The sequence below is a fragment of the Marinifilum breve genome, from assembly GCF_003202155.1.
Lineage (GTDB): Bacteria > Bacteroidota > Bacteroidia > Bacteroidales > Marinifilaceae > Marinifilum > Marinifilum breve.
Genome location: NZ_QFLI01000002.1, coordinates 18,413 through 41,473 on the forward strand (window position 1 = coordinate 18,413; position 23,061 = coordinate 41,473).

A 23,061-nucleotide genomic window follows, 5' to 3' on the forward strand; every position below is an offset into this window, starting at 1 on the left:
AAATGAAAGCAATCGGATTTAAAAAATCATTGCCTATCAGTGAAGCAGACAGTCTTATTGAGTTGGATTTGGTACAGCCCATTCCCACTGCTAATGATATACTAGTTAAGATTGAAGCCATATCAGTAAATCCTGTTGATTATAAAGTTCGACAGAATACAAATCTACTGCAGCCTCATGATCAGCCTAAAATATTGGGATGGGATGCTGCAGGAACGGTTGTGGCTGTGGGTGACAAAGTGGATCACTTTAAGTTGGGCGACAGGGTGTTTTATGCAGGAGATATTACGCGACAAGGAAGTTATGCGGAATTTCAGTTGGTCGATGAAAACCTTGTAGGTCATTTACCGGAAAGTATTCCGTTTTTAGAGGCTGCTGCAATGCCAATGACTTCACTTACTGCGTGGGAAGCTCTGTTTGAAAAAATGAAATTGGACCAAGAGGATACATGCTCAAAATCAATTTTGATTATTGGAGGGGCTGGCGGAGTTGGTTCGGTTGCCATTCAGTTGGTAAAGCAAATGACGGGATTACATCTTATTACTACTGCATCCAGGTTAGAATCAAAGAAGTGGTGTAAGAATATGGGGGCAGATCTTGTAGTGGATCACAGGAACTTGGTTGGGGAGATGCAACAGGCCGGCCATGAACATGTTGATTTTATATTGAACTGTGTGAACACGGACGACTATTGGGAAATCATGTCCAAATTGATTAGACCAGAGGGGCATATCTGTTGTATCGCAGAAAGTAAGTGGGCATTAGACTTGAATATGATCCGAATGAAAAGTGTTACACTTTCGTGGGAATATGTATTTACAAAAGCAATATATATAACAGAAGGACAGAGTGTTCAGCGAAATATCTTAAACCAGCTTGCTGGCCTTATGGAAAGTAAAAAAATCAAATCAACATTGAATTGCGTTTATAAAAAATTCTGTGTGGAAACTTTGAAGGAAGTACATAGAAAAATAGAATCCGGCAGTTCCATCGGAAAAACAGTGATAGATTTTATAAATATAAATTCCTGTACATGAAAGCTAAATATCTCATCACCTTCATAATGATAGCTGTCATTAACCTTTTATGGGGTATTGATGCTAAAACAAATGAATTAACAACTCAAAAAAACTCAAAACAGATGGAAACTATTACACTGGTTGCTAGCATAACTACTAAAAAAGGAAGTGAAGTCCAAATGCTTGAATTGTTAAAACAATTAGTTGTAAAAAGTAGAAAAGAAAAAGGATGTATTCGGTATGATTTGCATCTCAGTGTGGAAAAGTCCAATGTGTTTGTTATGTATGAAATCTGGAAAAGTCAAGAGGCTTTGAATAAACATATGCAAACTGTCCATTTTATCGGATATAAAGAGAATTCAAAGGAAATACTTGAATCCCTGGATGTATTGAAGCTAAAAAAACTGGATTAAGAAAAACTAAGGAGCAATTAAGAAAGTTAATATTAGCGATGTGCTTAACGTTTTGCTAACAGCGGCAGTTATTATTTTGATTTTAAGTTTAAAATAATAAATATGATCCAGACAATATCCGTTGGGAGAAATGGTTGATAAATCAATTTTAAGTTAGTTTATCTTAACTATCACTCTGAAGACAATTCTTAGATCAATAAACTTAAACTTGTGATTCTATGAATGAGATATACGTGCAAATGAGTCAAAATTTGGAGAAAAAACTCATGACTTTAAAAGATACGAATGAGGATGTACTTTTTGTCATTGAGAAAGCCATTGGTCTCTGTACTTTAGTTTTGCATAAAATGAAGGAGTTGGTCTCAGAAAAAGACTTTACAGATAAAGCTAGTGAAATTCATTTCTTTAAACATATCAAACCAAGAGTATATGCTAAGCTTGTTTTTTATTTGAAACTTTTAAAAATAGAAACTCATAGGCCCTTATTTCCACAAGAAAATCAGATTCATTATTTGGTATCGATAATGAAAGATCTTGAAAAGATATATGTTGAGTACACAGAACTATACCATTATTACCGTCTTAATCATACTCATCTGGATGAAAAGTATTTTTTACGAAATAGCATGTATGTAAGGTTAGATTCGGAACATGTTCATCATTTATTGGATCGTAAGTTTTCAACTGCTCAGGATTATATTATTGCTTTGTTTATAGCACACAGGCATCTTATCACTTATATAGGTGATGAAATAAAGAATATTGAAGGGGATATTCGAGATAGTAGAGGTTTTGAGATAACACATCTTAAATCCTGTAACTTTAAATGGACAGATAGCAAAGTTGCCATGGTGGAGCTGATATATGCCTTACATAGCTCCAGGTCAATCAACGAAGGTAGGTTTGGAATCAAAGAAATGGCAAGGCTTTTTGAAAATATATTTGATATCGAATTAGGAGATGTATATCGAATTTTCCTGGAGGTCAGAAGTCGAAAAATAGAACGAACAAAATATATTGATTATTTGAAAGATTCTTTAATAAGAAAAATGGATAGCACAGATAATCGCGACCTTGAAATGAATAATTAAATGCCTATGATTATATAATTATTAGTTAGATACATAGTTTTACAACTTCTATTCTTGTACCAGAAAATCGTCAAATTTTAAACACCACAGGAATATAAATATGTCACGCAATACTTTTGCGTGAGCTGTACTTATTTGTGGTGTAGGTGTTTGACGATACCTCTGGTATGAATAATGCTACGGTTCACGCTTTTTATTTTTATATTTTATCAAAACTTCATGTCTGAAATATGCTTTAATGAAAAAAGCATAAAATATGCTGATTTAATTGTACCAATGGTAGGCTGTCCATTAGGAGAAACTGCTAGTGATTGTCCGTTTATAAAATTTTGGAATTGTTATACTTTCGAAGAGCGAATTGGCTTATTGGAAAGACTGACTGAAAAAGATCTCACTTCCCTTAGATTACATCATCGAAAATGCGTAAGGCATCGCCAAAACGTTTTGCCAATAGATACAAAACAGTCTGATTTAGATGCTCTAATTTAAGCAGAAAATATCCCCACTTGGGTGATACTTGTGAACATCAATTAAGACAGATGTGCATTTTTGGAATACTTTAAAATGTTTCATCAAAAACTATATCTTATGTCAGCTGAAATTGTAACCACCGATGATTTACGAGAATTTAAGATTGAATTAATTCAAGAGATTAAAAAAATCCTGAAAGAGAATCATGCTCCTCAGGTCAAGAAATGGCTCAAATCCAATGATGTTAGAGATATGTTGGATGTATCCTCAAGTACTTTGCAGAACCTGCGAGACAAGGGAACGTTACCTTTTACTAAAATTGGAGGTGTCATGTTTTACAATTATGAGGATGTAAAGAAGATGCTTGCAAATAACTTAATGGGGATTGATTAGATATCTTTTAATGAATTATATCAAGCACCTGAATGGTTTTTTCAAGCGTTTAGAGCTGGATGAAAGGATGACAGCTTACCATATCAGTCTGTATATGTCTTGCTTCAGACTTTGGAATATCAACCGATTCAAAAATCCCTTTCCTATATGTCGCTTTGAAATGATGAGAAATTCCAGAATAGGGTCAGTCAATACCTATGCACGTTGTATCAAACAATTGCACGAATGGGGATACGTTAAATATTCACCGGCAGCCAATATGCATAGTGGAAGTACGATCTGCTGTATTAGATTTGATATTGCAAAGGATACTACAGGTGATACTTCATCTGATACACTTTTAATAAACATTACAAACGAACATAAAGAGAGAAAACAAGAGGTATCCTCCAAAGAAATTTTGAAAAATTCAAAAAACAGACTACATGCCAAAACCAATAAAGATTATTCCGAACCCCTATAAAGAGCTAGCTGATCTGAAGGATGGCGTTTACAACTTTAATTTTCCAACCTGTTTGAAATGGTTGGAAAATCAGGGTAAAAGAGCCTTTGGATCCCATTTTAAAATCTTCAAGGAGGATCATGATTTGATTTTAAAACTATTGGTTTATGCCATAGAAGATGAGAAAACATGTTTGGGAAAAAGCATTAAACTTCACAAAGGTATTTTACTCACTGGACCCATTGGTTGTGGAAAAACTTCCCTCATGAAACTGGTTAATTACTTTTTTCAACCATTAAAGCAATATCCAATTAAATCCTCCAGGGAAATCAGTTTTGAATTTGAGAAAGAAGGTCATAAAGTAATACAACGTTATGGCAATGGATTTGTCCACAGCATGGGTGGAAGACTTCGATCAGGTATCATCTGCTTTGATGATTTGGGAGTAGAACAATCTCAGAAATACTATGGCAATGAGTGTAATGTGATGGCAGAAATTCTCCTGAGCCGTTATGATCTTTTTATCCAAAGGAAAATACTAACTCATGCCACAACCAATTTGTCTGCTTCAGAGTTGGAATCCATGTATGGCAACCGTGTACGCAGCAGGTTAAGGGAAATGTTTAACCTGGTAGCATTTGATAAAAATGCAAGGGATAAAAGAATCTAAAGTTACTCTTCCTATGTAAAGGCATTTCTTTAATGGAAAAGCCTTTTTACATCCCTCACAAAAGTAGCCTTTCACTTCGTTTCAGTGCTACACTTGCCTTTTGCCCACCTTTCATTAAAATTTAAAAGTTTTAAGCTTTTTAAAGCTCACAGAGCATTTAAGTTTACCTCCCGGGCAGACACATTCAGAGTTGCCATCAAAGTTCACAATGCACCAGGTATTTTCCCATCACATTGATAGAAGCTTTTTCTTTGCTCTGGAAGAGTCTTTTCCTCCACACTGCAAAAACATCTTCTTCGCCAAGCTGCGAAAATGTACTTGCTTTTCCCAGCTCCTGAATTTATTTAATAAACTCATATGGTTTTATAACAACTTTTTAATCCAAAAGCAACCCAAAATAAGGGAAAATAAAGCCTAAATTAGACAGGAGAAAGATAAACTACAAGGCCAAGCGAGTAGCCGTAGTAATCTGTAAGCTTACTTTAAAAATTTGAAGATTGGCTAGCCTTGTATTTAATTCTTCTCCTGTCCCTAGAGTGGCTTTCTTTTCTTTTTTTGAGGCTTTTTTCTTCTCTTTTAAATTAATAAATATTTCTATCTAATGAACCCATTTGGTTTGACTTCCAAGCTGAGAAATGGTCAAAATTGAAGCTGATTATGTCAGTTCAACCAGTCTGCTTTTTTGTAGTTATTCATCTTCAACTTATCAATAAAAAACACCCAAGTTGTGAACTACTTGTGAAATCTGCTTGATCCAAATTGTGAGCTTTGATTCATCAAATCCTTATACAGGGACTTGAAAACAGAACAATTAAGAACTAAAAAACACTACTCATGTTTGGACTGGAAAAAATAGCCTGGACGGAATTCTCAGGCCTGTTAGTTGTCCTTCTTTTAATTTGGTATTTGACGCTTTTGTTTACCGCATGGTGGAAAGAAAAGCTAAAACCAGATAAAGATCTGTTCGAACAGGCGCAACATGATGATTTTTCATCTCATCAAGTAGCTCCTTTGAAAGTGTCAGAAAAAGATTTCTCCTCAAAACTGATAGAAGGAATTACAGGAGAGAAAATATCACTTCAATCTTTATTCTATGAAGAAACAGGCATGGATGAAGGATATGAACTGGACTACTTCCTTGGAGGGCATGAGGCCACACTCTTTTCCATTTTAAGCCAGGTTCAATGCGAATAATAACCTTTTAATACAAATACTTCATGAAACAAATTAATCGAAAATTTTTTCAAAGGCTTGGTGCATTAATGTTCCTTGCTTATCTGTCTGTAAGTTATGCGCTGGCTCAAAGCTCTTCAGGAATTGACCAGGCAACAACGGAAATCAATTCTTATGTGGATCCTGTCTCCAATTTGATCATTGCCATCGGAGCAGTAGTGGGACTCATCGGTGGAGTTCGGGTTTACATCAAATGGCAGAGTGGAGACCAGGATACCCAAAAAGCCATCATGGGATGGTTTGGAGCCTGTCTGTTTCTCATTTTGGTGGGCGTAGTTATCAAAGCATTTTTTGCCTGATGGATACCTATACCATTCAAAAAATTGACACCAGCCTCTATGTAAAAGGATTTTCAGGAAGCCTGGTTTACCTGACCCTGTATGCTGTAATCGGATCATTCATTCTCTTTGTCATCCTTTACATTTTGGCTGGTGTCTTTACGGCTCTTCTCATTTGCTGTCCATGTTTTTTTACAATGTTATACCGATTGAATCGAATTCAAAAAAAATACGGACATCAGGGCTGGTCCAAAAAACGACATGCCCGCAAATTACCACACTTCATCCTTGTTAAAAGAAGAATCTGTCAAATCTAAGTCATGCACGTAAAATCCATAGAACAAACACTGTCCGTACTGGGATTCCAGGGAGATTTTCTGATCTCCAATAACCTGGATCTGAGCTTTGGCTTGAAATTGCAACTGCCTGAGAGTTTATCCTGTAGCCTTGAGCAATTCTACGGTCTGCATGATTGCTTTAAAAGAATAGTCAATCTGTTGCCTCAAAATACACTTTTGCACAAACAGGATTTCTTTTTTGTGGATCAGTATTCCGAAATTGGATCAAACAGGCAGATAGGATTAAATGATTCTTACAACAAGCATTTCAAGGGAAGAGCCTATTTGAAACATGAATCCTATCTCTACATCTCTTTACTGAACAAGGGACTTTTGAAAAACTATCTTGGATCTTCTTTGATCCTGTCAAAACAAGTCAAAGAACTGGAAATGCAGCGAGATGAGAAAGCAAGGGAATTGTTGGCCAATTTGACCACATTGCTCAGTCAATCAGGCATTTCCTGCGAGCAGATCAAAAGAGAGGAAGCTATCGGGACAAAAGAAAAGACAGGTTTGATAGAATCCTTTCTGACCCTGAATTTTCAAAATGAAAAACCACTCTTGGGGGGGATTGATTTCAGGGACAGGCTAAGGGTGATGGATCAATTTGTGGAAATCCTCAGCCTGAGCGATTACTCACATGTGCCATCCAGCCTGAGACCAACAGGAGGACATCCGGGCAACGGACTGCCAACCTCCTTTGTTTATCCATTGACATTCCATCTTCCATTTTCCCACATCACTAACCAGTTTATCTATGTGCCCGGACAGCAGGAAGTAAAATCCATGCTGGAAAGCAATTACAAAAAGATTTACAGCCTGTCCCGTTTCTCTTCAGAAAACAAGATCAATGCAGGCCTGATAGAAAACTTTTTGGATACGGTACAAAGCAGCGGAGAGAAGATTGTAAAGACACACTTCAATGTCATGTTGATGGAAGAGTCACTGGGAAAACTCAAACAAAACAAAAGTGAATGTGCCTCTGCATTTTCTTTGATGAACTGTTTTCCCTATCAACATAGCTTTGATCTGCCACTGCTTTTCTTTGCCTGTGTACCTTTTGCCACCCAGCTGCCGGAATCCGAGCTGTTCATTACCCAGGTACCGCAAGCTTGTTGCCTGACCAATTTTGAAGGTGAGGTGAGAAATTCCCAATCCGACTTTTGTATTCAGCTCTCCAACCGTCAGGAAGGATGCCCTGTGCAAATCGATCTTTCTGATGAGCCAATGGAAAAGCACTGGATTCATAACAGAAACAAACTCATCATCGGTGGATCAGGTTCAGGAAAATCCTTTTTTACCAATCACCTCTTGAGGCAATACGCAGAAAATGGGAATTGTCATATCGTGCTTTTGGATGTGGGGCGCAGCTATGAGATGCTGACCCGCTACCTGAATGAAAGCCTGAAAGAGCAGGGAGGAGCCATGATGGTGGAATTTACAACGGAACAGCCCATATCCTTTAATCCTTTTGTGATCGAAGGAGAGCTGAATGTGGAAAGAAAGCAGACCATCCTTTCGGTGATCTATACCATCTACAAGGAAGATCTTTCCGACATGGAAAAAGATGTCATTGCCCACTCGGTGAGCGATTATCTGAATACACCAGGACTGGAACGATCCTTTAATGGCTATTACCGTTTTAGTATGGATTACATCCCTGATTTGGTGGAAAAACAAGCCTTGGAGTTCAATACCAATGAGTACTTCTTTATCCTAAGCAAGTACTTTGAAGGAGGAGAATACGATTACCTTTTGAACAAAGCCATGAAAACTGATGAGTTCTTTGCCTGTCCTTTCCTGGTATTTGAGTTGGACAACATCAAGGATCATCCGGTTATTTTTCCCGTAGCCACGCTCATCATCATGGATGTTTTCCTGCAAAAGATGAGAAGGCTCAAAAAAGTAAGAAAGGTAATTTGCATAGAAGAGGCCTGGAAGGCCATTGCCACACCTCAGATGGCTGGATACATGAAATACTTTTTCAAGACCATCAGAAAGTTCTTTGGAGAAGCCATGGTGGTGACACAGGAGGTGGACGACGTTATCTCATCGCCCATTATTCGCGACGCCATCATTAATAATGCCGATACCAGGATTCTACTTGATATGAGCAAATTCAAAAACAAGTTTGATCAGATCAGCCAGTTTTTGGGCTTAACGGAATTTCAAAAGGAACAGATCCTCTCCATTAACAAAAACCTTCCTGGAGACAGAAAGCTCAAAGAGGTTTTCATTTCCCTGGGAGCATACTCCAGGGTATTTGCACTGGAAGTAAGCCGTGCAGAGTATTACTGCTACACCACCGAACAAAAAGAGAAGGAAATGATCCTTAACAAACTCTCCGGGGAAAACTCCCTGATTGAAATTTTAAACCAAATGTAAATCACATTAAAACCATATAAAGATGAAAACAACAATTATAGGAATCGTTCTGCTTTTAACATTTCAATTAAGCGGAATTGAAAAAGTAATTGCTCAAACTCCTGTTACGGATGTTGGAGCCGGCATTCAAAGGGAAGCTCTCTGGAAACAGGAAAAAGGAATTCTGGCTAAAATCAACTGGTACAATGTGCTGATCAAAGCACTGAACGGGGACATCAAAGGATTAACCGGTGAGATGCTTGGCATAGATCAGAAAATGCTGGAAAGCCTTGAAAAGGTATCTGCACTGATTAAAGATTACAAGCGTGTACAGGAAACCAAACGAATGCTGGACAAGGTGATGGACATCTATACCAAAAAATTGCCCTTGCTGATACAGGATGAGAATTTCACCAATGAACAGGCAGTAGTCATCGTCCAGTCCTTTGACCTCATTTTGGATGACAGCAGACAGCTGGTGAATACCATTTTGAAAACCATACTTAAAGATAATCTTCTGATGATGGATGACAAGCAGCGATACGATACTATCAACGGCGTTTACCTGAGTGTGAAACAGCACTACGGAACCATTTGCTACCTCTACAACAAACTTTTGTATGCTTCCTATTTGAGAAGCTATCAAAGTAAGAACCTGGAAGGCTTTGCCATGTATTATTCATTGTACAAATAAACATAGAGCCATGAATAAATTTAGATTTATCATCGCCATTATATCCGTGTTTTTACTTTTCCAGTCAAGCGGGGTAATGGCGCAGGCCATAGCCATCAAAAAATGGAAGGGAAGGTACCCAAGGATGAACAACAATTATCCCCAATCCTTTATTGCCTTCAGGGGCTGGTTGCCTCCGAAACCGCATCTCTTTGTACGCATTTCACCCACCCATTATTACTGGAAAGTAAAATCCATTCCGGTAACAGACTCCAAGGAGACCACTGGAAAAATAAAAACAGGTTTACTGCGCATTTTTTCAAAACTGATGGAAAGATCACAGTTTAAGGGAAGGCATCAAGAAACAGGTTTGATCAAACTCATGAATGAATTTCAAAAACAGATTGACCAAAAACTTTTTGACAGTAGGAAGGATCAACTGGCTGACATTTATGGACTGACTGAAGCTTTTCTGAAACTCTACGACAGGATGGATGAATTCAAACAGATCAAACATGGGGCTAAGATCAGGAAAATCCTGAAAAAGGAAGCAAATGAACTCTTGGAGCGGTTTCTAATGATCAATCTTTTGGAAACAGATCACGGAGAGAAATTTCAAGCCTTCATGGAAATCAGAACAAGATTGATTCAACTCTTTGGAGAGGTAGATTATAGCATCAATAAAATGCACTACTTCCAACACTTTGGCACATATCAGAATACTCATTACGCATTTTTAACCCAATAAACTGGAATCATGATCTTACAGGTATTGACAACAAATGATTTTTTTTCCTTTACAGATGCATTGGTAAATACAGGAATCAATCACGCAAGGATACTGGTGGACATGGCAAGAGCCATAGGAGGGATTGCAGCCTTTTTCTACATCTCCAAACGCATCTATGAAGAGTTGATCGCCGATAATCCCATCTCTTTACTGCCTCTTCTTCGGCCATTCGCCTTTGTGCTGGTACTGAGTTTTTGGGGCGTATTCGTCAATCTTTTGATGGTACCCACCAAAGGGCTGGCCACCCTTTCAGAGGCTATCTATGCCGATAAGAAACACATCGTGGCTCAAAGACTGGAAGAGAAGCAAAATGCCATGCTGGCAGCAGATTTGCCTGTTTTCTATGAGAATGAAGAAAAGGAGGCTGCCCTTTGGGACAAGGGGATCAATATTTTACTGACTTCCTACAATATCATGACAGGAAGAGCGATTCGAAACCAAATCAATTTTTACATCATGGATGCGGTTCGTCAGCTATTGGAATCCGTATTTGAAGCCATTGTTTACCTGATTGCTTTTCTGCGGACCATCTTCTGTGTTCTGTTGGTCATATTTGGACCACTGGTCTTTGCCCTTTCCATATTCGATGGGTTTCAGGACAACTATCTGCAATGGATAGCCCGATTTATCAATGTGAATCTGTATCTGCCAATTGCCCTATTGATTCTGGCATTGGTACAGGAAGTACTCATCTACATGCTGGAATGGGAAATTAACCAAATCAACAGCATGTTGATCTACCAGCCTCAACTATTTTATGTCACAAGCCTTGTAGTACCCATTTGTGGTATTGTTGGCATGAGCATGGTACCCAAAATTGCATCATGGATTGTGCAGGCAACGGGAACCAACTCAGGAGGAGGCAGAATGTTCAGAACAGCGGCTACCATGGCCATCACCAAAGGAATGTTGAAATAAAAGAAAGGAGAAGAGATGAAGAAAATATTTGACATCCAAAGAAAGTTTCGCTTTACGGTCTACATCCTATTTGCGAGTGCCGTATTGATGATTGGAGTGAGTGTATATGTCTTTCAGCTTTCAGCAAATATGGTGGAGCGATCCAGGCAAAAGATCTATGTGCTGGACAATGGCAAATCCCTATTGATGGCTCTAAGGGAGGATATCTCCGAGAACCGCAATGCAGAAGCCAGGGATCATGTCAAAAGGTTTCATGAGCTGTTCTTTACCATGGAGCCTGACAAGGACTACATTGAAAAAAACGTAAGGGAAGCCCTTCACATGGCTGATCGTTCCGCCATGGATCAATACCAGTCCTACAAGGAAAAGAACCTCTACAACCAGGTGATTGCCTCGGATATCAGCATGACCATTCAAACCGATTCCATCAGCTTGGATTTTTCCACCTATCCATACCGCTTTCAATTTCACGGAAAGCAAAAGATTGTTCGAAAATCCAATATCACCATTCGCAGCCTGATTACATCCGGAACACTGAGAAACATCTCCAGAACGGACAACAATCCACATGGTTTTCTGATGGAAAACTGGCGCATTAAAGACAATCAGGATCTGGAGACCATCAAAAGAAAAACTTTTTAAGAAAGGAGAATGACATGAAAAACGGAAAGAATCTACAAGACAAAAAAATCTTCACAGAGGGGATTGATAAATGGATAACAAAAGCAGATTTGGAAGATCAGTCACTGGATCCTGTTATTCGAAAAAGAAAATGGGTGCTGATCCTTTGTTTCCTCTTCGTTCTCTTTGCCGCTTCCTTCATCTGGAATCCCATGGTACAGCTATCTGAAGATACTGTTGACTTATCCATAGAACAGGAAAAATCACCATACCAAAATGGCACATACGGCTTTGAAATGCCAATAGACTCCTTTGAAAATCATCTAAAAACCAATATCCATGAAAAGCTATCTGAAAAAGAATAAAGCCCTGCTGATTTTGCCCCTGGTATTGATCCCCTTTGTTATCCTGATCTTTTACATCCTGGGAGGAGGAGAGCAAGCCGTCACAAAGGATAACAATAATCAGAATCTGGCGGACGGTGCCAATTATCTGCTTCCTCAAGCAGAAAAAAGCATAGAGATTTTTGACAAGTTGGAAGCTTACCAAAATGAGAACCTACCCGTTGAATCGAGAATTCATGATCTGGACTCGGTACGTATCAAAACAGATTTAACAGATGTACAGGCCGATAGTTTGCAGACATTGCTTCAAAACCATTCAAAAACGGATGTTTCTGGCAAACTACTGGCACATATCAAACGAAAAGAAGAAGTGGTTAGGCAGGAGAGGAATGATGAGAAACCATTTCATAGAATAGTCCCTAATCAAAAGCAGACATCTTTAATAGGAGTCAGGGAATATGAGACAAAAAACAATCCTAATTCTGAAAATGAGCTCAAAAGAGCTTTGCAAGTCCATGAAAGCGGATTGCAAGAATTGGAGAAAGTCTTTGATCAGAACATCAGTCTAAACCGTGAAAATGATTCCCTGAAATACTTTTTGAAAGATGCCCGGGAAAAACTGAAACATCTGGAAGAGAAAAAAGAGAAGAAGTTCAGCCTTGAAAGAAAGTACAATACTGGTTTTGATGGGCAAAGTTCAAGAGCTTCCATGATCAGGGCAGAAGTTTGTGAAACTACAACCGTGCTCAATGGAAACCGCATCAAAATGAGATTGCTGGATGATGCCTGGATAGATGGAAGAAAGGCAGTAAAACACAGTTTCTTTTACGGGATTTGCAAGATCAAAGATGAACGTTTAAACATTCAGGTAAGCAGCTTTCCTATGAAGGACAACTTTTTACCTGTGGATTTGCTCATCCATGATTTGGATGGATTGCCCGGCCTTTATGTACCTGACAATGCAGCCAGGAGGGTAAGCAAAGAGATTGGTTCCAGAACAAACCTTTCACCTCTTTGGAGTATGGGTAGCGATCCCATTACCGGTATCGGAATCAATACCGCTGATCGTACCGCACAGGCACTGATCAAAAGGGTGAAACTTCGAAAAATCACCATCAAACAAAACACATTGGTATATCTAATCAATCAAAAATAATCGTCATGAAATATTTATTTATCATTCATTTTATACTGACACTTTCACTGAGTCTTGTAGGTCAAAACAGAATGTCCATCAATGAAAACAAGGTCATTCACCTGATCTCAAAAGAAAAGATCACCTACCTGCAGGTGGGAAACCCTAATCTGATATTGGCAGAGATTGTAGTTGAGCATCCCAATTTGGTGCGTGTAAAGGCAACAGGTGAATTTAAGCAGGAATCATCCCTCTCAGTAGTTTCTGAGGGGAAGATGTATTGCATAAGACTCAATTACGGAAATATTCAAAAAAACTCTTTTCACCTGAAAGATTTAAAAGGAGTTCCTGCCAATCTCTATGTAGAAGGATTGCTAAGGGAAGAGGATTTGAAATCCTGCGTTAGGATGATATTGGACAAAAAAAGCAAAGGCACCATTGTAAGAAAATGTAAAAACGATGGAGTTCACTTTTCAGTCCGCAATATCTACCTGAAAAATACAGCCTTGTTTTTTGAGATGGAGATCCGCAATAAAACAGATATGGACTATGATGTAGAAGAATTTCACTGGTGGATAACTGACAAGAAAAGATTGAAAGCCACCAATACACAGGAGTATGAAATCTATCCGGTTTACCAGTACTACGAGATTCAATCCGTACCAGCCCAAAGTAAAATCAGGGAGTTATTTGTTCTGTCCAAATTCACCATCACCGATCAAAGGATATTACGCATAGAATTGCGTGAAAAAGCATTGGGAAATACTGGTAGAAAGTTAAACCTGGAATTAAAAAATAAGGATATCATCAAAGCAAAGAGTTTGTACGCTCAATAAGACAAGGAGAAGCCATGACAGGAGAATCAAGGGAACTGGTAAGACTGCATGAAGGATTTAGATTCTTCTGCTATCTCTTGCTGCTTGTTTCTCTCTACCTGATTCAGATCAATTTTTTTAGATCTCAGGGCCTATATATCCCCGAATTGGATGGTGTGATTGCCAAATCGCAAAATCTTCAATTGTTGGTTCATCCTGTTTATTCCAAGGCAGTATGTATGGGCTTTCTCATGATTACCTGCATTGGAACCAAAGCCAAAAAAGACAGGGATCTGAAAGTGTCCGGGCTCTTGTATCAGCTGGCTTTTGGAATCCTGCTTTACTGGGGAAGTCTTTTTTTAATGAATCATCAGGCAGGTTTGTACCTGATTTTCTCCTTTTGGGGATTTGTAGTGCTGAACATCAGTTTTGACAATATCTCCAAACTCATCAATGTAAACCTGATGAAGGATCGCTTCAACAGGGAAAATGAAAGTTTTAAGCAAGAGGAAGAATTACAGAAAAATGAGTTTTCCGTGAACCTCAAATCACAATACCAGCACAAAGGAAGCGAAAGGCAAGGGTGGATCAACCTGGTGAACCCTTTCCGCGGAAGTATGGTCATTGGTACGCCTGGATCAGGGAAGTCCTTTTCCGTTGTACTTCCCTTTATCAAACAGCACCTGGACAAAGGCTTTGCCATGTGTGTATATGATTTTAAGTTTCCGGATCTGTCCAAAGTGGCCTACAATCATTTTTTGAAAGCAAAAAAAAGAGGAAGATTACCTGAGAAGGCAGCCTTTTACATCATCAATTTTGATGACATCACAAGATCTTACCGATGCAATCCATTGGCACCAGAGTTTTTGGAAAGTCCCATTGACGCCTTTGAATCTTCTCGAACGGTACTCTACAACCTGAACAGGGAATGGATTCGAAAACAGGGAGAATTCTTTTCAGAATCTGCGGTCTCTTTCTTTGCAGCAGTCATCTGGTTTTTGAAGCGCTACAAGAATGGAATGTATTGTACCTTGCCACATGCCATAGAACTTCTTCAATTGGATTACGATGATTTATTTGAAGTGCTGTCACAGGAAAAGGATGTAGTTAACATTATCAATCCCTTTATCAATGCTCATCAAAGAGGCGCGCATGAACAGTTGGAAGGACAGTTGGGAAGTTTGAAAATCGCTATTTCAAAAATCATCAGCAAAGAGATTTACTGGATCTGTTCAGGAGATGATTTTAGCCTGGACATCAACAATCCCAGTAGTCCAAAAGTACTTTGTCTGGCCAACAATCCCCTTCGCATTGAAATGTATGGAGCGGTACTTTCCCTTTATATCACCAGGATGCTGAAGGTGATCAATCGAAAAGGTCAGCACAAATCCTCCCTTATCTTTGATGAGTTGCCAACCATCTATTTTCGTGGCTTGGATACCCTGATTGCAACAGCTAGAAGCAATCTGATCTCCACACTGCTGGGTATTCAAACCATAGACCAGTTAATCCGTGATTACGGCAAGGAACAGGCCAATGCCATCCTGACCAACATTGGAAACATCTTCGCAGGCCAATCGGTGGGAGAAACGGCAAGGTTCATACAAAACCGCATGGGCAAGATTTTGCAGGAGAGGCAATCCATCAACATCAACAGAAACTCTCAATCCACCTCCTTTACCACACAAATGGATTACCTGGTGCCGGAGGGTAAAATTGCGACTCTGCCACAGGGCTATATGGTGGGACAGGTAGCAGACAATTTTGGAGAGCAGATACAGCAAAAGAATTTCAACAGCCTTATAGATGTGGATACAGAATCCATTGAAAGTGAAGAAAGAAAATACAAAACTATCCCCCAAATCTATGAATTTGATGACAGGGAGAAAGTGCTGGAGAACAACAGAAACCGAATATGCAATGACATCCAAAAACTACTACTGGAATGCAAGATCAAAAACAAAAAAGAATAATATAATCCTTTAAAAATTGAAATTATGGAACAAACAACAAGAATCAACAAAGACGAAATTCCTTTTGAGAAACTGGAAAAAGTAGGAATCAAAAGAGACTTTGTAGACAGAATGGAAAAACAGGAGTTAAATGACTTTTTAAATGGCTTTCGTTCCAACAAGCTCTATACGGTAAATGCCAGGATCAATGATGAAGACTTCCGCATTCCAACCAAAATCAGACTTCAAAAAATGGAAGATGGAAATGTGAAGATCAAAGTACATCCCATCCAGCGTTTGCATATACCAGAAGAATACATGGGGCATAAGTTTACCAAAACGGAAAGAACAGCCTTACTGGAAAATCGAAACCTTGGAAAAACAGTTGAGTTAACAGGGAAGGATGGAAAAAAGGATTCCTATTACTTATCAATTGACTCCAAAACCAATGAGCTGATACCTCTTCGAACCAAACACATTAGGGTACCAGAAAAGATCAAGGGAGCTGGCCTGTCTGAAGAGCAAAGGCAGAAATTGGCAGCAGGTAAGAAAATTACATTAAATGGTATGACGGATAAGAATGGTAAGAAGTTCACTGCTACCCTCCAGGTGGATGCTGCCAATCGAAGTATTAATTTCTCGGGCTTCAAGCAGGAAAATACGGAAGAGAAACTGCAAAAATCAAAAGGAGCTAGTCAGAAAGTAGGTTAGAAATATAGCGTGGTTGAGCTAAGGTTGGGGGAAGGCTATTCCAGAGTGTTGGTTGGTCTTCCCTTTTCAAAAGAAAATAGGGACAAATAAGATTTAGCAGAAACTTTAAAGAGGGGAATGCAAGATGTGTTTTTGTAATACAAAAACTCTTGTGCCTTTCGGCAGGGACTTTTCATCGGATGATGAAAAGTTTGATTCTGCGAAGGCTAATGAATAAAAGCTATGAGACCCAAAACAGATGAACATGAGAAATTGGATGTCTTGCTGGTTGTTCGCTTGAGCAAACTGGAAAAGAGGTTACTAGAAAAAAGAAGCAGGGAGGAAGGCTACCGAACCTTGAGTGATTTTTGCAGGGCCAAGTTGATAAAGAGAAGAGAGATTAAAAAAATAGAAGTATCTGAGGAGTTTGTAATCATTACCAAAAAGTTGGACTATGACCTCAACAAGGTTGGAGTGAATCTCAATCAGGTTGCCAAAGCCATTAATTCCAGTCAGATCTATCAATTGAGCAAGGCTGATCAAGTAGTCTTTCAACGGCTTTTACAGGAGCTTCGCAACTGTTTTTCTGTATTGCAAAACTACATGGACATGATAGAGTAGCTATCCAATTCCCCAGATATGGTTATTGTTATCCATCAAACCAAGAGTACCGAGAATGCATTTTTGTACAATGAAAAGAAAGTTGAGCAGAAGGTGGCCAGCTTTTTCCACAGCCGTAATACCAAAGCCATCAATCCCTTTTTCTACAATAAAAACCATCGTTTAAAGGAATTTACAGACATCGATAAGCTCAATCCTCGTATTAAAAACAAATGCCTTCATATCTCCTTAAATCCATCTACAGAAGACTGTCAAAAATTAAATGATAAAACGATACGTGTTGAGATAGATGAGTTTATGAAGTATATGGGCTATAAAAAACAGCCTTATTTTGTCTATAAACATAAGGATTTGGAGAGAGTGCATTTTCATATTGTTTCAACTCGAATTGATTGCCAAACAGGTCTTAAAATTAAAGATAGCCATGAACGTCAGAAAGCTCAGAAATTTATTCATCAGTTTAATTGTAAATATCAAATCCAGCAGAATAAAAGCAAGGAGGATATTGCCTTTAAGTTTTCACCTCATGGTCGGAATCTTAAACAAAGCCTGGAACATCTTTTTCAATTTCTAAATCAGTTGGAGTGTATTAATTCAAAAGCTCTTTATGATGAAGCTTTAAAACAATTCAATGTGGAAATTCGAAAATCAGGAAAAGGGCATGTTGTTGTGGTCACGAATGATAAGGAAGAACCAATTAGATATCCCATACGATTGTCAAAATTTCGAGAAAAGCCACATTTCTTGGGGCAGGAGACAAAAAAACTTGAAGTACAAACTAATAAGGCTATACTTAAATCAAGTCATAATAGTTTATTAATGGATTTTGTCAAAGAGTTGAACTGGCACTTGAAATATCAGGATATTAAAAATCAAAAAGGTAAAAAGTACAAAACGAGAAAGAAAAGATATAGTAAAAGACTCTAGTGGAATTTTGTAATTAGATTTATATCTAAAAGATAATCACGATATTTCTAACAAACTTGGCCAGATATAAAACAGCCCTCAATTATTTCATTTAAACCTTGGGACAGTAGTTTTAAAATTGTGTTAAATGTGTGATAAATTCGAATAAAGTTTTTGCTGCTGCCTGTAACAGAGTGTGACATAAGTTATAATGTTGTAGTTGTTTTTATATTATGGTCATATTCTAAAAAATGGCAAACTTGACACTTTAGGTTTACATAGTAATTTAGTAATTTCGAAATATTTTCAGATTATATATTATGGCAGACGTCCATTCTAAAAAAACTCGTTCATTCAATATGTCAAGAATAAAAGGGAAAAATACTTTACCTGAAATCTTGGTGCGTAAACATCTGTTTTCAAATGGATTTAGATATCGGTTGAATGTTACGACATTACCGGGAAAACCTGACATTGTCTTACGAAAGTATAATACGGTTATCTTTGTAAATGGTTGTTTTTGGCATGGACACAATGGGTGCAGATACTTTGTCATTCCGAAAACCAGAACTGATTGGTGGAAAGAAAAAATCTCTAATACGCAAAATAGAGATCGTTTAAATATTTCTTGTTTACAGGAAATGGGTTGGAAGGTAATCACAGTATGGGAGTGTCAACTAAAGGATAACCAGGAAAAGTGTCTCGAAAACTTATTAATGCTATTAAAAAACAATGACTAGAAAAATACCTATAATTGATTTATTTGCTGGACCTGGAGGATTGGGAGAAGGTTTTTCGTCATTAAAAGATGATAAAGGAAATCGTGTGTTCGATATAAAATTATCCATTGAAAAGGATGAGAATGCACATCAAACATTGCGTTTGAGAAGTTTTTTCAGAAAGCTGGATGAAAATAGAGTTCCCGATCTTTATTATGATTTTATAAAGGAAAATAATTCAAAAAGGAAAAATGAATTATTTAAGGAACTCACTGGTAAATATTCAGAGCAATGGGAACAGGCTGAAGATGAAGCCTGGCATTGTGAATTACCATTTCCTGAAGAGACAAAGACAAAGAATGGTATAGAATATACAATTGGCTATACTCAGGAGCAAATTAATAAAAGGCATGTCGAAATAGATACTCGAATTAAAAAGAGTTTAGATCGGGAAAAGAATTTTCTTCTAATTGGCGGCCCACCATGCCAGGCCTACTCCCTGGTTGGAAGATCCCGTAACCAGGGAATATCCAATTCTGATCATCGTGTGCACCTATACAAAGAATATCTCAGGATTATTGCAAAACATCATCCTGCCGTTTTTGTGATGGAAAACGTAAAAGGCTTACTGTCTGCCAATGTTAATGGTGAGCGTATGTTTGATTTAATTAAAAGTGATTTACAGGATCCAAATTCTGTCTTTCCGGATTTAAAGTCTTCAAAATATAAAGTTTATTCATTTGTAAAGCAACCGGAATCGTTTGATTTGATGGGGTTTCCTGCGTATGAGGATAACACAGATTTTCTGATCCAGTCTGAGAGGTATGGTATTCCCCAAAGAAGGCATCGTGTCATTTTATTAGGTGTTAGAGAGGATATTAAATACGATGGAAAACAGGTTCTTGATCCAGAAGAGCAGGTAAGTTTAGATAAGGTTATTGGAAATCTACCTAAATTGAGAAGTGGAATTGGCAGGCAAATTATTGGTAAAAACGAAAAGGGTAATCATAAATATGCCAAAATAGAGAACAATCTTAAAAATTGGTCTAATGCTGTCTATGAATCTGCAAAAAAATTAAAATCAGAATTTCCAAATATAAACTCTAAGGCATTCCAGAATTTATCAAATAACCAAGGAGCAAATTTTGTTAAGACAAAGTTAAATGAGAAAAACAATCCATTGTTTAAGAATTGGTATCAAGATAAGCGTTTAAACGGTGTTTTAAATCACGAAACCAGAACTCATTTGAAAGAAGACCTTTGTAGATACTTATTTTCTTCTATTTACCTGGAAGAAAAAGGAGACTTTCCAAAGCTTAGAGATTATCCGGAGTGGTTATTGCCTGAGCATAAAAATGCCAAAGGTGGAAAGTTTGCAGATAGATTCAGAACGCAACGTCCTGATATCCCTGCTACAACAATTACAAGTCATATTTCTAAAGATGGTCATTACTTTATCCATTACGATCCTAAACAGTGTAGAAGTCTGACTGTTAGAGAAGCTGCCAGAATACAAACATTCCCGGATAACTATTATTTCTGCGGTACTCGTACCCAACAATATCATCAGGTTGGGAATGCTGTGCCTCCATATATAGCCAATCAAATAGCAAAAATTGTATGTGAAATATTTAAATCATGTGTTTAAAGAGCATTGTAAAACAAAAAGTAGAAGAGAACTTAGCATTCTTAAGAAAAATAGAGTTAGATTCTCAAGTGATTGATAAAGGAGATTTTATATCTAATAGATTACTTCCTTATTTATTTTTCACAAATACAATCGATAAGAATTATCGCATAATTCCAATATTTCTAAGAAAGAATGAGGATATAGTTCACCTTCCTTTGTTCTATGCTTTAGCACTGTTTAAAATATATTCAGAGGATTTTTTAGGTTCGCTTAACTTCACCAATAAGTATTTTCATAGCCAGGAAATAAATTTAAAGGATCTCGATGGAGATATTTCTTCAATTATTGGAATAGATTATTTGGCAAACAATTTTGTTGTAAAAGCAGGTAAAGGAAATATTAAATATCTGGATTTTGATTTTGTGGATACAATTAGCAGTATGAATAGGTATACTGGTTATTATCGGAAATTGGAGCCACTTATTTCTTCAGTAAAAAAATATCTGAATTATATTAAAATTGGGAAAAATCCTTTGGAGCTGATTCAAAATATGGCTTCAAATAATTTTAGGTCGAAAAATTATAATCAAGGGGCTCTTTTTTTTACACATAATCCTCGACTTTTAAAATCATCAGAATTTAAGGATTTTACTATTAATAATGTTCCATTTCTTGATACTATACCAGCTAGTAGAGTGGATTATAGACTTGGAGATATAAATTTTGAGCGTCTTGGTAGTAGACGTTGTAAAGCAGGAAAGGAGATTAATAAGATTAAAGAATTTATCGCTTTTACATCATTAGATTATTATGATTCATATTTTGAAATAAAAGGGGAGCGAGGGTGGCTTAATACGCTAATATTTGATTTTACTAAAGATACAAAGTATTTCAAAGATATTATTCAAACTATTTCTACTGATTATTCTTCTCATTTAGATGCTGAAGGAATAAAAGATATCTATATGGTATTTAACGAAAAAGACATACCTCTTTTCCGCGATATTAATCTGGATGACGTTAATTATTCTCCTTTCTTACTGAGTCTAGATCAAAAAAAGGAGTTGCTTAATGATTTGTATTTGAATGAAGTCAAGTCGATTGGGTTTGATATTTTTGATTTTGATAATGAATTTAAACATGTAGGGAATATATTAAGGGAATTTTGTAGAAGTGTTCATATAAGTGATTTATTTAGTGCGGTTTTAGCTCCCTTTTATCAAATTAAAAAAAGGTTTAATTCTTTTTATGACGAAAACGACTTCAGAGACCAGTTAAAGAGTTTTAAGGATGAAATTTTGAAAATCCAACGTGATTGGTTTTATAGTTCGGAGTGGAAGGAGAAAATTGAATTCATTTATTCTTTTATAGATAGACTTCAAGGAAAACTAAATAATGATAAGCTATTTTACTTATTGGATAAGCAAATAACTAAAACTTCAAATGTTTGTGTTGTTTCATATAATGACGATAATAATGATCATGAATATTTTAGATCTGTAACAGGTTTGTCTGACGTAGATTTCTATAATCCTAATAGCCTAAAAAATGTTTTGACTTTGTTTGAAAAATACGAATATGTATTTGCATTTAATAGTTCAAGAGATTTGTCTTACATCTGTTCTTTAAATCTTTTTAGAAATAGTATTTATCTACTTCATAATACAAATGAAAAAAGAATTTATCAAAGTATAAAAGAAAACAAACTTGTTGAGAAATTAAGTGACGAGTCTAAATTATCTGAAGTATTAAACATCAATAGGAAAACTAATAATCAACAGCAGGAACAGATAAAGAATGATTTGATTAAAGATGAAGAGGAATTTGATCTTGATGTGTTTGTTCAGGAGATTTTAAAAGAGAATAAAGGAAATAAAATTTATAGATATGATTCAAGAGTGAATAGGGATACTGTGACTCTGTTTTTTAAAGATAGATCGTCAATGTCAGTAAGTAGTAGTAAATACTTTTTCATTCACAAAGAAGATTTAGCAGTTTTAAAGGATTGTCATGTGAAGGCTCAGGATTTAAAAGAAGGTGATATTCTCTTTGTATTAAAGCATGATAATGAGGAGTTTGAAAAGTTGATTTGGAAAGTTGCAGAGGATTATCCAGAAATTGAAACAATTTTAAAAGATGATCAGGAATGGCGTAGATGTATTGAAGATTACATATACCAAAATAATATAACAAAGGACGATTTTAGTGATAGATTGAAGAGCCTTGGTTATTCAATTGGTGGGGCGGCAATTTCTACTTGGATGTCTTCAGATGTATATCAACCAAGAAATTTGGAAAAGCTAATTACTGTTTTAAGCGAATTAGAAGTAATCCTGATGAATAAAAAAGATGATTACTTAACAGCGATAAAAACAGCCAAAAAACTTAAAACGAAATTGCCACATGAACTGCAAAAACTATACATAGCAGATCTTAATGATCTAGATTACACTTCGAATTATGAATTTCCCGAGTTAACGAAAAAAATGTATCAGTTCATGGACATAAAAACAATTAGTCTAATCATTAAATAGC

General features: G+C 36.9%; 25 protein-coding genes. All 25 read left to right on the top strand.

Annotated elements, in window-relative coordinates:
* The first annotated feature begins 2 nt into the window (after positions 1-2).
* The 25 genes from DF185_RS04055 to DF185_RS04175 all read left to right on the top strand — a co-directional run bounded on the left by DF185_RS04055 (position 3) and on the right by DF185_RS04175 (position 23,060).
* On the top strand, positions 3-1,037 hold the full coding sequence (locus DF185_RS04055; RefSeq protein ID WP_110359468.1) for a zinc-binding alcohol dehydrogenase family protein: 1,035 nt from the start codon (positions 3-5) through the stop codon (positions 1,035-1,037).
* Positions 1,034-1,432: a putative quinol monooxygenase gene (locus DF185_RS04060; RefSeq protein WP_110359469.1), complete on the top strand. Its 399-nt coding sequence runs from the start codon at positions 1,034-1,036 to the stop codon at positions 1,430-1,432. The genes DF185_RS04055 and DF185_RS04060 overlap by 4 nt, the downstream gene beginning before the upstream one ends.
* Before the next feature lie 218 nt (positions 1,433-1,650).
* Positions 1,651-2,523 carry an RteC domain-containing protein gene (locus DF185_RS04065; protein WP_110359470.1) on the top strand — a complete coding sequence of 291 codons (873 nt, stop codon included), beginning with the start codon at positions 1,651-1,653 and terminating at the stop codon, positions 2,521-2,523.
* Positions 2,524-2,742: 219 nt separating this feature from the next.
* On the top strand, positions 2,743-3,012 hold the full coding sequence (locus DF185_RS04070) for a hypothetical protein (RefSeq protein ID WP_133249949.1): 270 nt from the start codon (positions 2,743-2,745) through the stop codon (positions 3,010-3,012).
* Positions 3,013-3,111: 99 nt separating this feature from the next.
* Positions 3,112-3,387 carry a helix-turn-helix domain-containing protein gene (locus tag DF185_RS04075; protein ID WP_110359472.1) on the top strand — a complete coding sequence of 92 codons (276 nt, stop codon included), beginning with the start codon at positions 3,112-3,114 and terminating at the stop codon, positions 3,385-3,387.
* 10 nt (positions 3,388-3,397) lie between these two features.
* Entirely contained in the window at positions 3,398-3,850 is a 453-nt protein-coding gene (locus DF185_RS04080; protein ID WP_133249950.1) for a hypothetical protein, read from the top strand.
* On the top strand, positions 3,813-4,499 hold the full coding sequence (locus tag DF185_RS04085; protein WP_110359474.1) for a P-loop NTPase family protein: 687 nt from the start codon (positions 3,813-3,815) through the stop codon (positions 4,497-4,499). The genes DF185_RS04080 and DF185_RS04085 overlap by 38 nt, the downstream gene beginning before the upstream one ends.
* Before the next feature lie 834 nt (positions 4,500-5,333).
* The gene (locus DF185_RS04090; protein WP_110359475.1) at positions 5,334-5,693 is read left to right on the top strand and encodes a hypothetical protein; all 360 of its coding nucleotides are present in this window, start codon (positions 5,334-5,336) and stop codon (positions 5,691-5,693) included.
* 23 nt (positions 5,694-5,716) lie between these two features.
* Positions 5,717-6,031 (top strand): DUF4134 domain-containing protein, encoded by a 315-nt coding sequence (locus DF185_RS04095; RefSeq protein WP_110359476.1) that lies wholly within the window; start codon positions 5,717-5,719, stop codon positions 6,029-6,031.
* Positions 6,031-6,327 (top strand): DUF4133 domain-containing protein, encoded by a 297-nt coding sequence (locus DF185_RS24160; RefSeq protein WP_165835940.1) that lies wholly within the window; start codon positions 6,031-6,033, stop codon positions 6,325-6,327. Before DF185_RS04095 ends, DF185_RS24160 begins: the two co-directional genes overlap by 1 nt.
* Positions 6,328-6,330: 3 nt before the next feature.
* The gene (locus DF185_RS04105) at positions 6,331-8,733 is read left to right on the top strand and encodes a TraG family conjugative transposon ATPase (RefSeq protein WP_110359477.1); all 2,403 of its coding nucleotides are present in this window, start codon (positions 6,331-6,333) and stop codon (positions 8,731-8,733) included.
* 22 nt (positions 8,734-8,755) lie between these two features.
* On the top strand, positions 8,756-9,406 hold the full coding sequence (locus DF185_RS04110; RefSeq protein ID WP_110359478.1) for a hypothetical protein: 651 nt from the start codon (positions 8,756-8,758) through the stop codon (positions 9,404-9,406).
* A gap of 10 nt (positions 9,407-9,416) precedes the next feature.
* Positions 9,417-10,133 (top strand): hypothetical protein, encoded by a 717-nt coding sequence (locus tag DF185_RS04115; protein ID WP_110359479.1) that lies wholly within the window; start codon positions 9,417-9,419, stop codon positions 10,131-10,133.
* Positions 10,134-10,142: 9 nt separating this feature from the next.
* The gene (locus DF185_RS04120; protein ID WP_110359480.1) at positions 10,143-11,093 is read left to right on the top strand and encodes a TraJ family protein; all 951 of its coding nucleotides are present in this window, start codon (positions 10,143-10,145) and stop codon (positions 11,091-11,093) included.
* Between the two features lie 15 nt (positions 11,094-11,108).
* A complete protein-coding gene (traK, locus tag DF185_RS04125) occupies positions 11,109-11,735 on the top strand; it encodes a conjugative transposon protein TraK (protein WP_110359481.1) in 627 nt (208 codons plus the stop codon).
* Positions 11,736-11,749: 14 nt separating this feature from the next.
* Positions 11,750-12,079 carry a hypothetical protein gene (locus DF185_RS04130; RefSeq protein ID WP_110359482.1) on the top strand — a complete coding sequence of 110 codons (330 nt, stop codon included), beginning with the start codon at positions 11,750-11,752 and terminating at the stop codon, positions 12,077-12,079.
* Positions 12,054-13,214 carry a conjugative transposon protein TraM gene (traM, locus tag DF185_RS04135; protein WP_110359483.1) on the top strand — a complete coding sequence of 387 codons (1,161 nt, stop codon included), beginning with the start codon at positions 12,054-12,056 and terminating at the stop codon, positions 13,212-13,214. The genes DF185_RS04130 and traM overlap by 26 nt, the downstream gene beginning before the upstream one ends.
* A 5-nt stretch (positions 13,215-13,219) precedes the next feature.
* Complete coding sequence (locus tag DF185_RS04140; RefSeq protein ID WP_110359484.1) at positions 13,220-14,029, top strand: DUF4138 domain-containing protein; 810 nt, start codon at positions 13,220-13,222, stop codon at positions 14,027-14,029.
* 14 nt (positions 14,030-14,043) lie between these two features.
* Positions 14,044-15,981 (top strand): type IV secretory system conjugative DNA transfer family protein, encoded by a 1,938-nt coding sequence (locus DF185_RS04145; RefSeq protein WP_110359485.1) that lies wholly within the window; start codon positions 14,044-14,046, stop codon positions 15,979-15,981.
* A gap of 24 nt (positions 15,982-16,005) precedes the next feature.
* A complete protein-coding gene (locus DF185_RS04150) occupies positions 16,006-16,671 on the top strand; it encodes a DUF3945 domain-containing protein (RefSeq protein WP_110359486.1) in 666 nt (221 codons plus the stop codon).
* 222 nt (positions 16,672-16,893) lie between these two features.
* Positions 16,894-17,271: a plasmid mobilization protein gene (locus DF185_RS04155; RefSeq protein WP_110359487.1), complete on the top strand. Its 378-nt coding sequence runs from the start codon at positions 16,894-16,896 to the stop codon at positions 17,269-17,271.
* 18 nt (positions 17,272-17,289) lie between these two features.
* On the top strand, positions 17,290-18,198 hold the full coding sequence (locus tag DF185_RS04160) for a relaxase/mobilization nuclease domain-containing protein (RefSeq protein ID WP_110359488.1): 909 nt from the start codon (positions 17,290-17,292) through the stop codon (positions 18,196-18,198).
* 299 nt (positions 18,199-18,497) lie between these two features.
* Positions 18,498-18,917: a very short patch repair endonuclease gene (locus DF185_RS04165; protein ID WP_110359489.1), complete on the top strand. Its 420-nt coding sequence runs from the start codon at positions 18,498-18,500 to the stop codon at positions 18,915-18,917.
* On the top strand, positions 18,910-20,544 hold the full coding sequence (locus DF185_RS04170; RefSeq protein ID WP_110359490.1) for a DNA (cytosine-5-)-methyltransferase: 1,635 nt from the start codon (positions 18,910-18,912) through the stop codon (positions 20,542-20,544). The genes DF185_RS04165 and DF185_RS04170 overlap by 8 nt, the downstream gene beginning before the upstream one ends.
* Positions 20,535-23,060, top strand: coding sequence for a DISARM anti-phage system protein DrmE domain-containing protein (locus tag DF185_RS04175; RefSeq protein WP_110359491.1), 2,526 nt, complete (start codon positions 20,535-20,537; stop codon positions 23,058-23,060). Before DF185_RS04170 ends, DF185_RS04175 begins: the two co-directional genes overlap by 10 nt.
* Position 23,061 lies beyond the last annotated feature (1 nt).

Coding starts and splice junctions, on each gene's coding strand:
- DF185_RS04055 (WP_110359468.1), top strand. CDS start 3: ATGAAAGCAATCGGATTTAAAAAATCATTGCCTATCAGTGAAGCAGAC.
- DF185_RS04060 (WP_110359469.1), top strand. CDS start 1,034: ATGAAAGCTAAATATCTCATCACCTTCATAATGATAGCTGTCATTAAC.
- DF185_RS04065 (WP_110359470.1), top strand. CDS start 1,651: ATGAATGAGATATACGTGCAAATGAGTCAAAATTTGGAGAAAAAACTC.
- DF185_RS04070 (WP_133249949.1), top strand. CDS start 2,743: ATGTCTGAAATATGCTTTAATGAAAAAAGCATAAAATATGCTGATTTA.
- DF185_RS04075 (WP_110359472.1), top strand. CDS start 3,112: ATGTCAGCTGAAATTGTAACCACCGATGATTTACGAGAATTTAAGATT.
- DF185_RS04080 (WP_133249950.1), top strand. CDS start 3,398: ATGAATTATATCAAGCACCTGAATGGTTTTTTCAAGCGTTTAGAGCTG.
- DF185_RS04085 (WP_110359474.1), top strand. CDS start 3,813: ATGCCAAAACCAATAAAGATTATTCCGAACCCCTATAAAGAGCTAGCT.
- DF185_RS04090 (WP_110359475.1), top strand. CDS start 5,334: ATGTTTGGACTGGAAAAAATAGCCTGGACGGAATTCTCAGGCCTGTTA.
- DF185_RS04095 (WP_110359476.1), top strand. CDS start 5,717: ATGAAACAAATTAATCGAAAATTTTTTCAAAGGCTTGGTGCATTAATG.
- DF185_RS24160 (WP_165835940.1), top strand. CDS start 6,031: ATGGATACCTATACCATTCAAAAAATTGACACCAGCCTCTATGTAAAA.
- DF185_RS04105 (WP_110359477.1), top strand. CDS start 6,331: ATGCACGTAAAATCCATAGAACAAACACTGTCCGTACTGGGATTCCAG.
- DF185_RS04110 (WP_110359478.1), top strand. CDS start 8,756: ATGAAAACAACAATTATAGGAATCGTTCTGCTTTTAACATTTCAATTA.
- DF185_RS04115 (WP_110359479.1), top strand. CDS start 9,417: ATGAATAAATTTAGATTTATCATCGCCATTATATCCGTGTTTTTACTT.
- DF185_RS04120 (WP_110359480.1), top strand. CDS start 10,143: ATGATCTTACAGGTATTGACAACAAATGATTTTTTTTCCTTTACAGAT.
- traK (WP_110359481.1), top strand. CDS start 11,109: ATGAAGAAAATATTTGACATCCAAAGAAAGTTTCGCTTTACGGTCTAC.
- DF185_RS04130 (WP_110359482.1), top strand. CDS start 11,750: ATGAAAAACGGAAAGAATCTACAAGACAAAAAAATCTTCACAGAGGGG.
- traM (WP_110359483.1), top strand. CDS start 12,054: ATGAAAAGCTATCTGAAAAAGAATAAAGCCCTGCTGATTTTGCCCCTG.
- DF185_RS04140 (WP_110359484.1), top strand. CDS start 13,220: ATGAAATATTTATTTATCATTCATTTTATACTGACACTTTCACTGAGT.
- DF185_RS04145 (WP_110359485.1), top strand. CDS start 14,044: ATGACAGGAGAATCAAGGGAACTGGTAAGACTGCATGAAGGATTTAGA.
- DF185_RS04150 (WP_110359486.1), top strand. CDS start 16,006: ATGGAACAAACAACAAGAATCAACAAAGACGAAATTCCTTTTGAGAAA.
- DF185_RS04155 (WP_110359487.1), top strand. CDS start 16,894: ATGAGACCCAAAACAGATGAACATGAGAAATTGGATGTCTTGCTGGTT.
- DF185_RS04160 (WP_110359488.1), top strand. CDS start 17,290: ATGGTTATTGTTATCCATCAAACCAAGAGTACCGAGAATGCATTTTTG.
- DF185_RS04165 (WP_110359489.1), top strand. CDS start 18,498: ATGGCAGACGTCCATTCTAAAAAAACTCGTTCATTCAATATGTCAAGA.
- DF185_RS04170 (WP_110359490.1), top strand. CDS start 18,910: ATGACTAGAAAAATACCTATAATTGATTTATTTGCTGGACCTGGAGGA.
- DF185_RS04175 (WP_110359491.1), top strand. CDS start 20,535: ATGTGTTTAAAGAGCATTGTAAAACAAAAAGTAGAAGAGAACTTAGCA.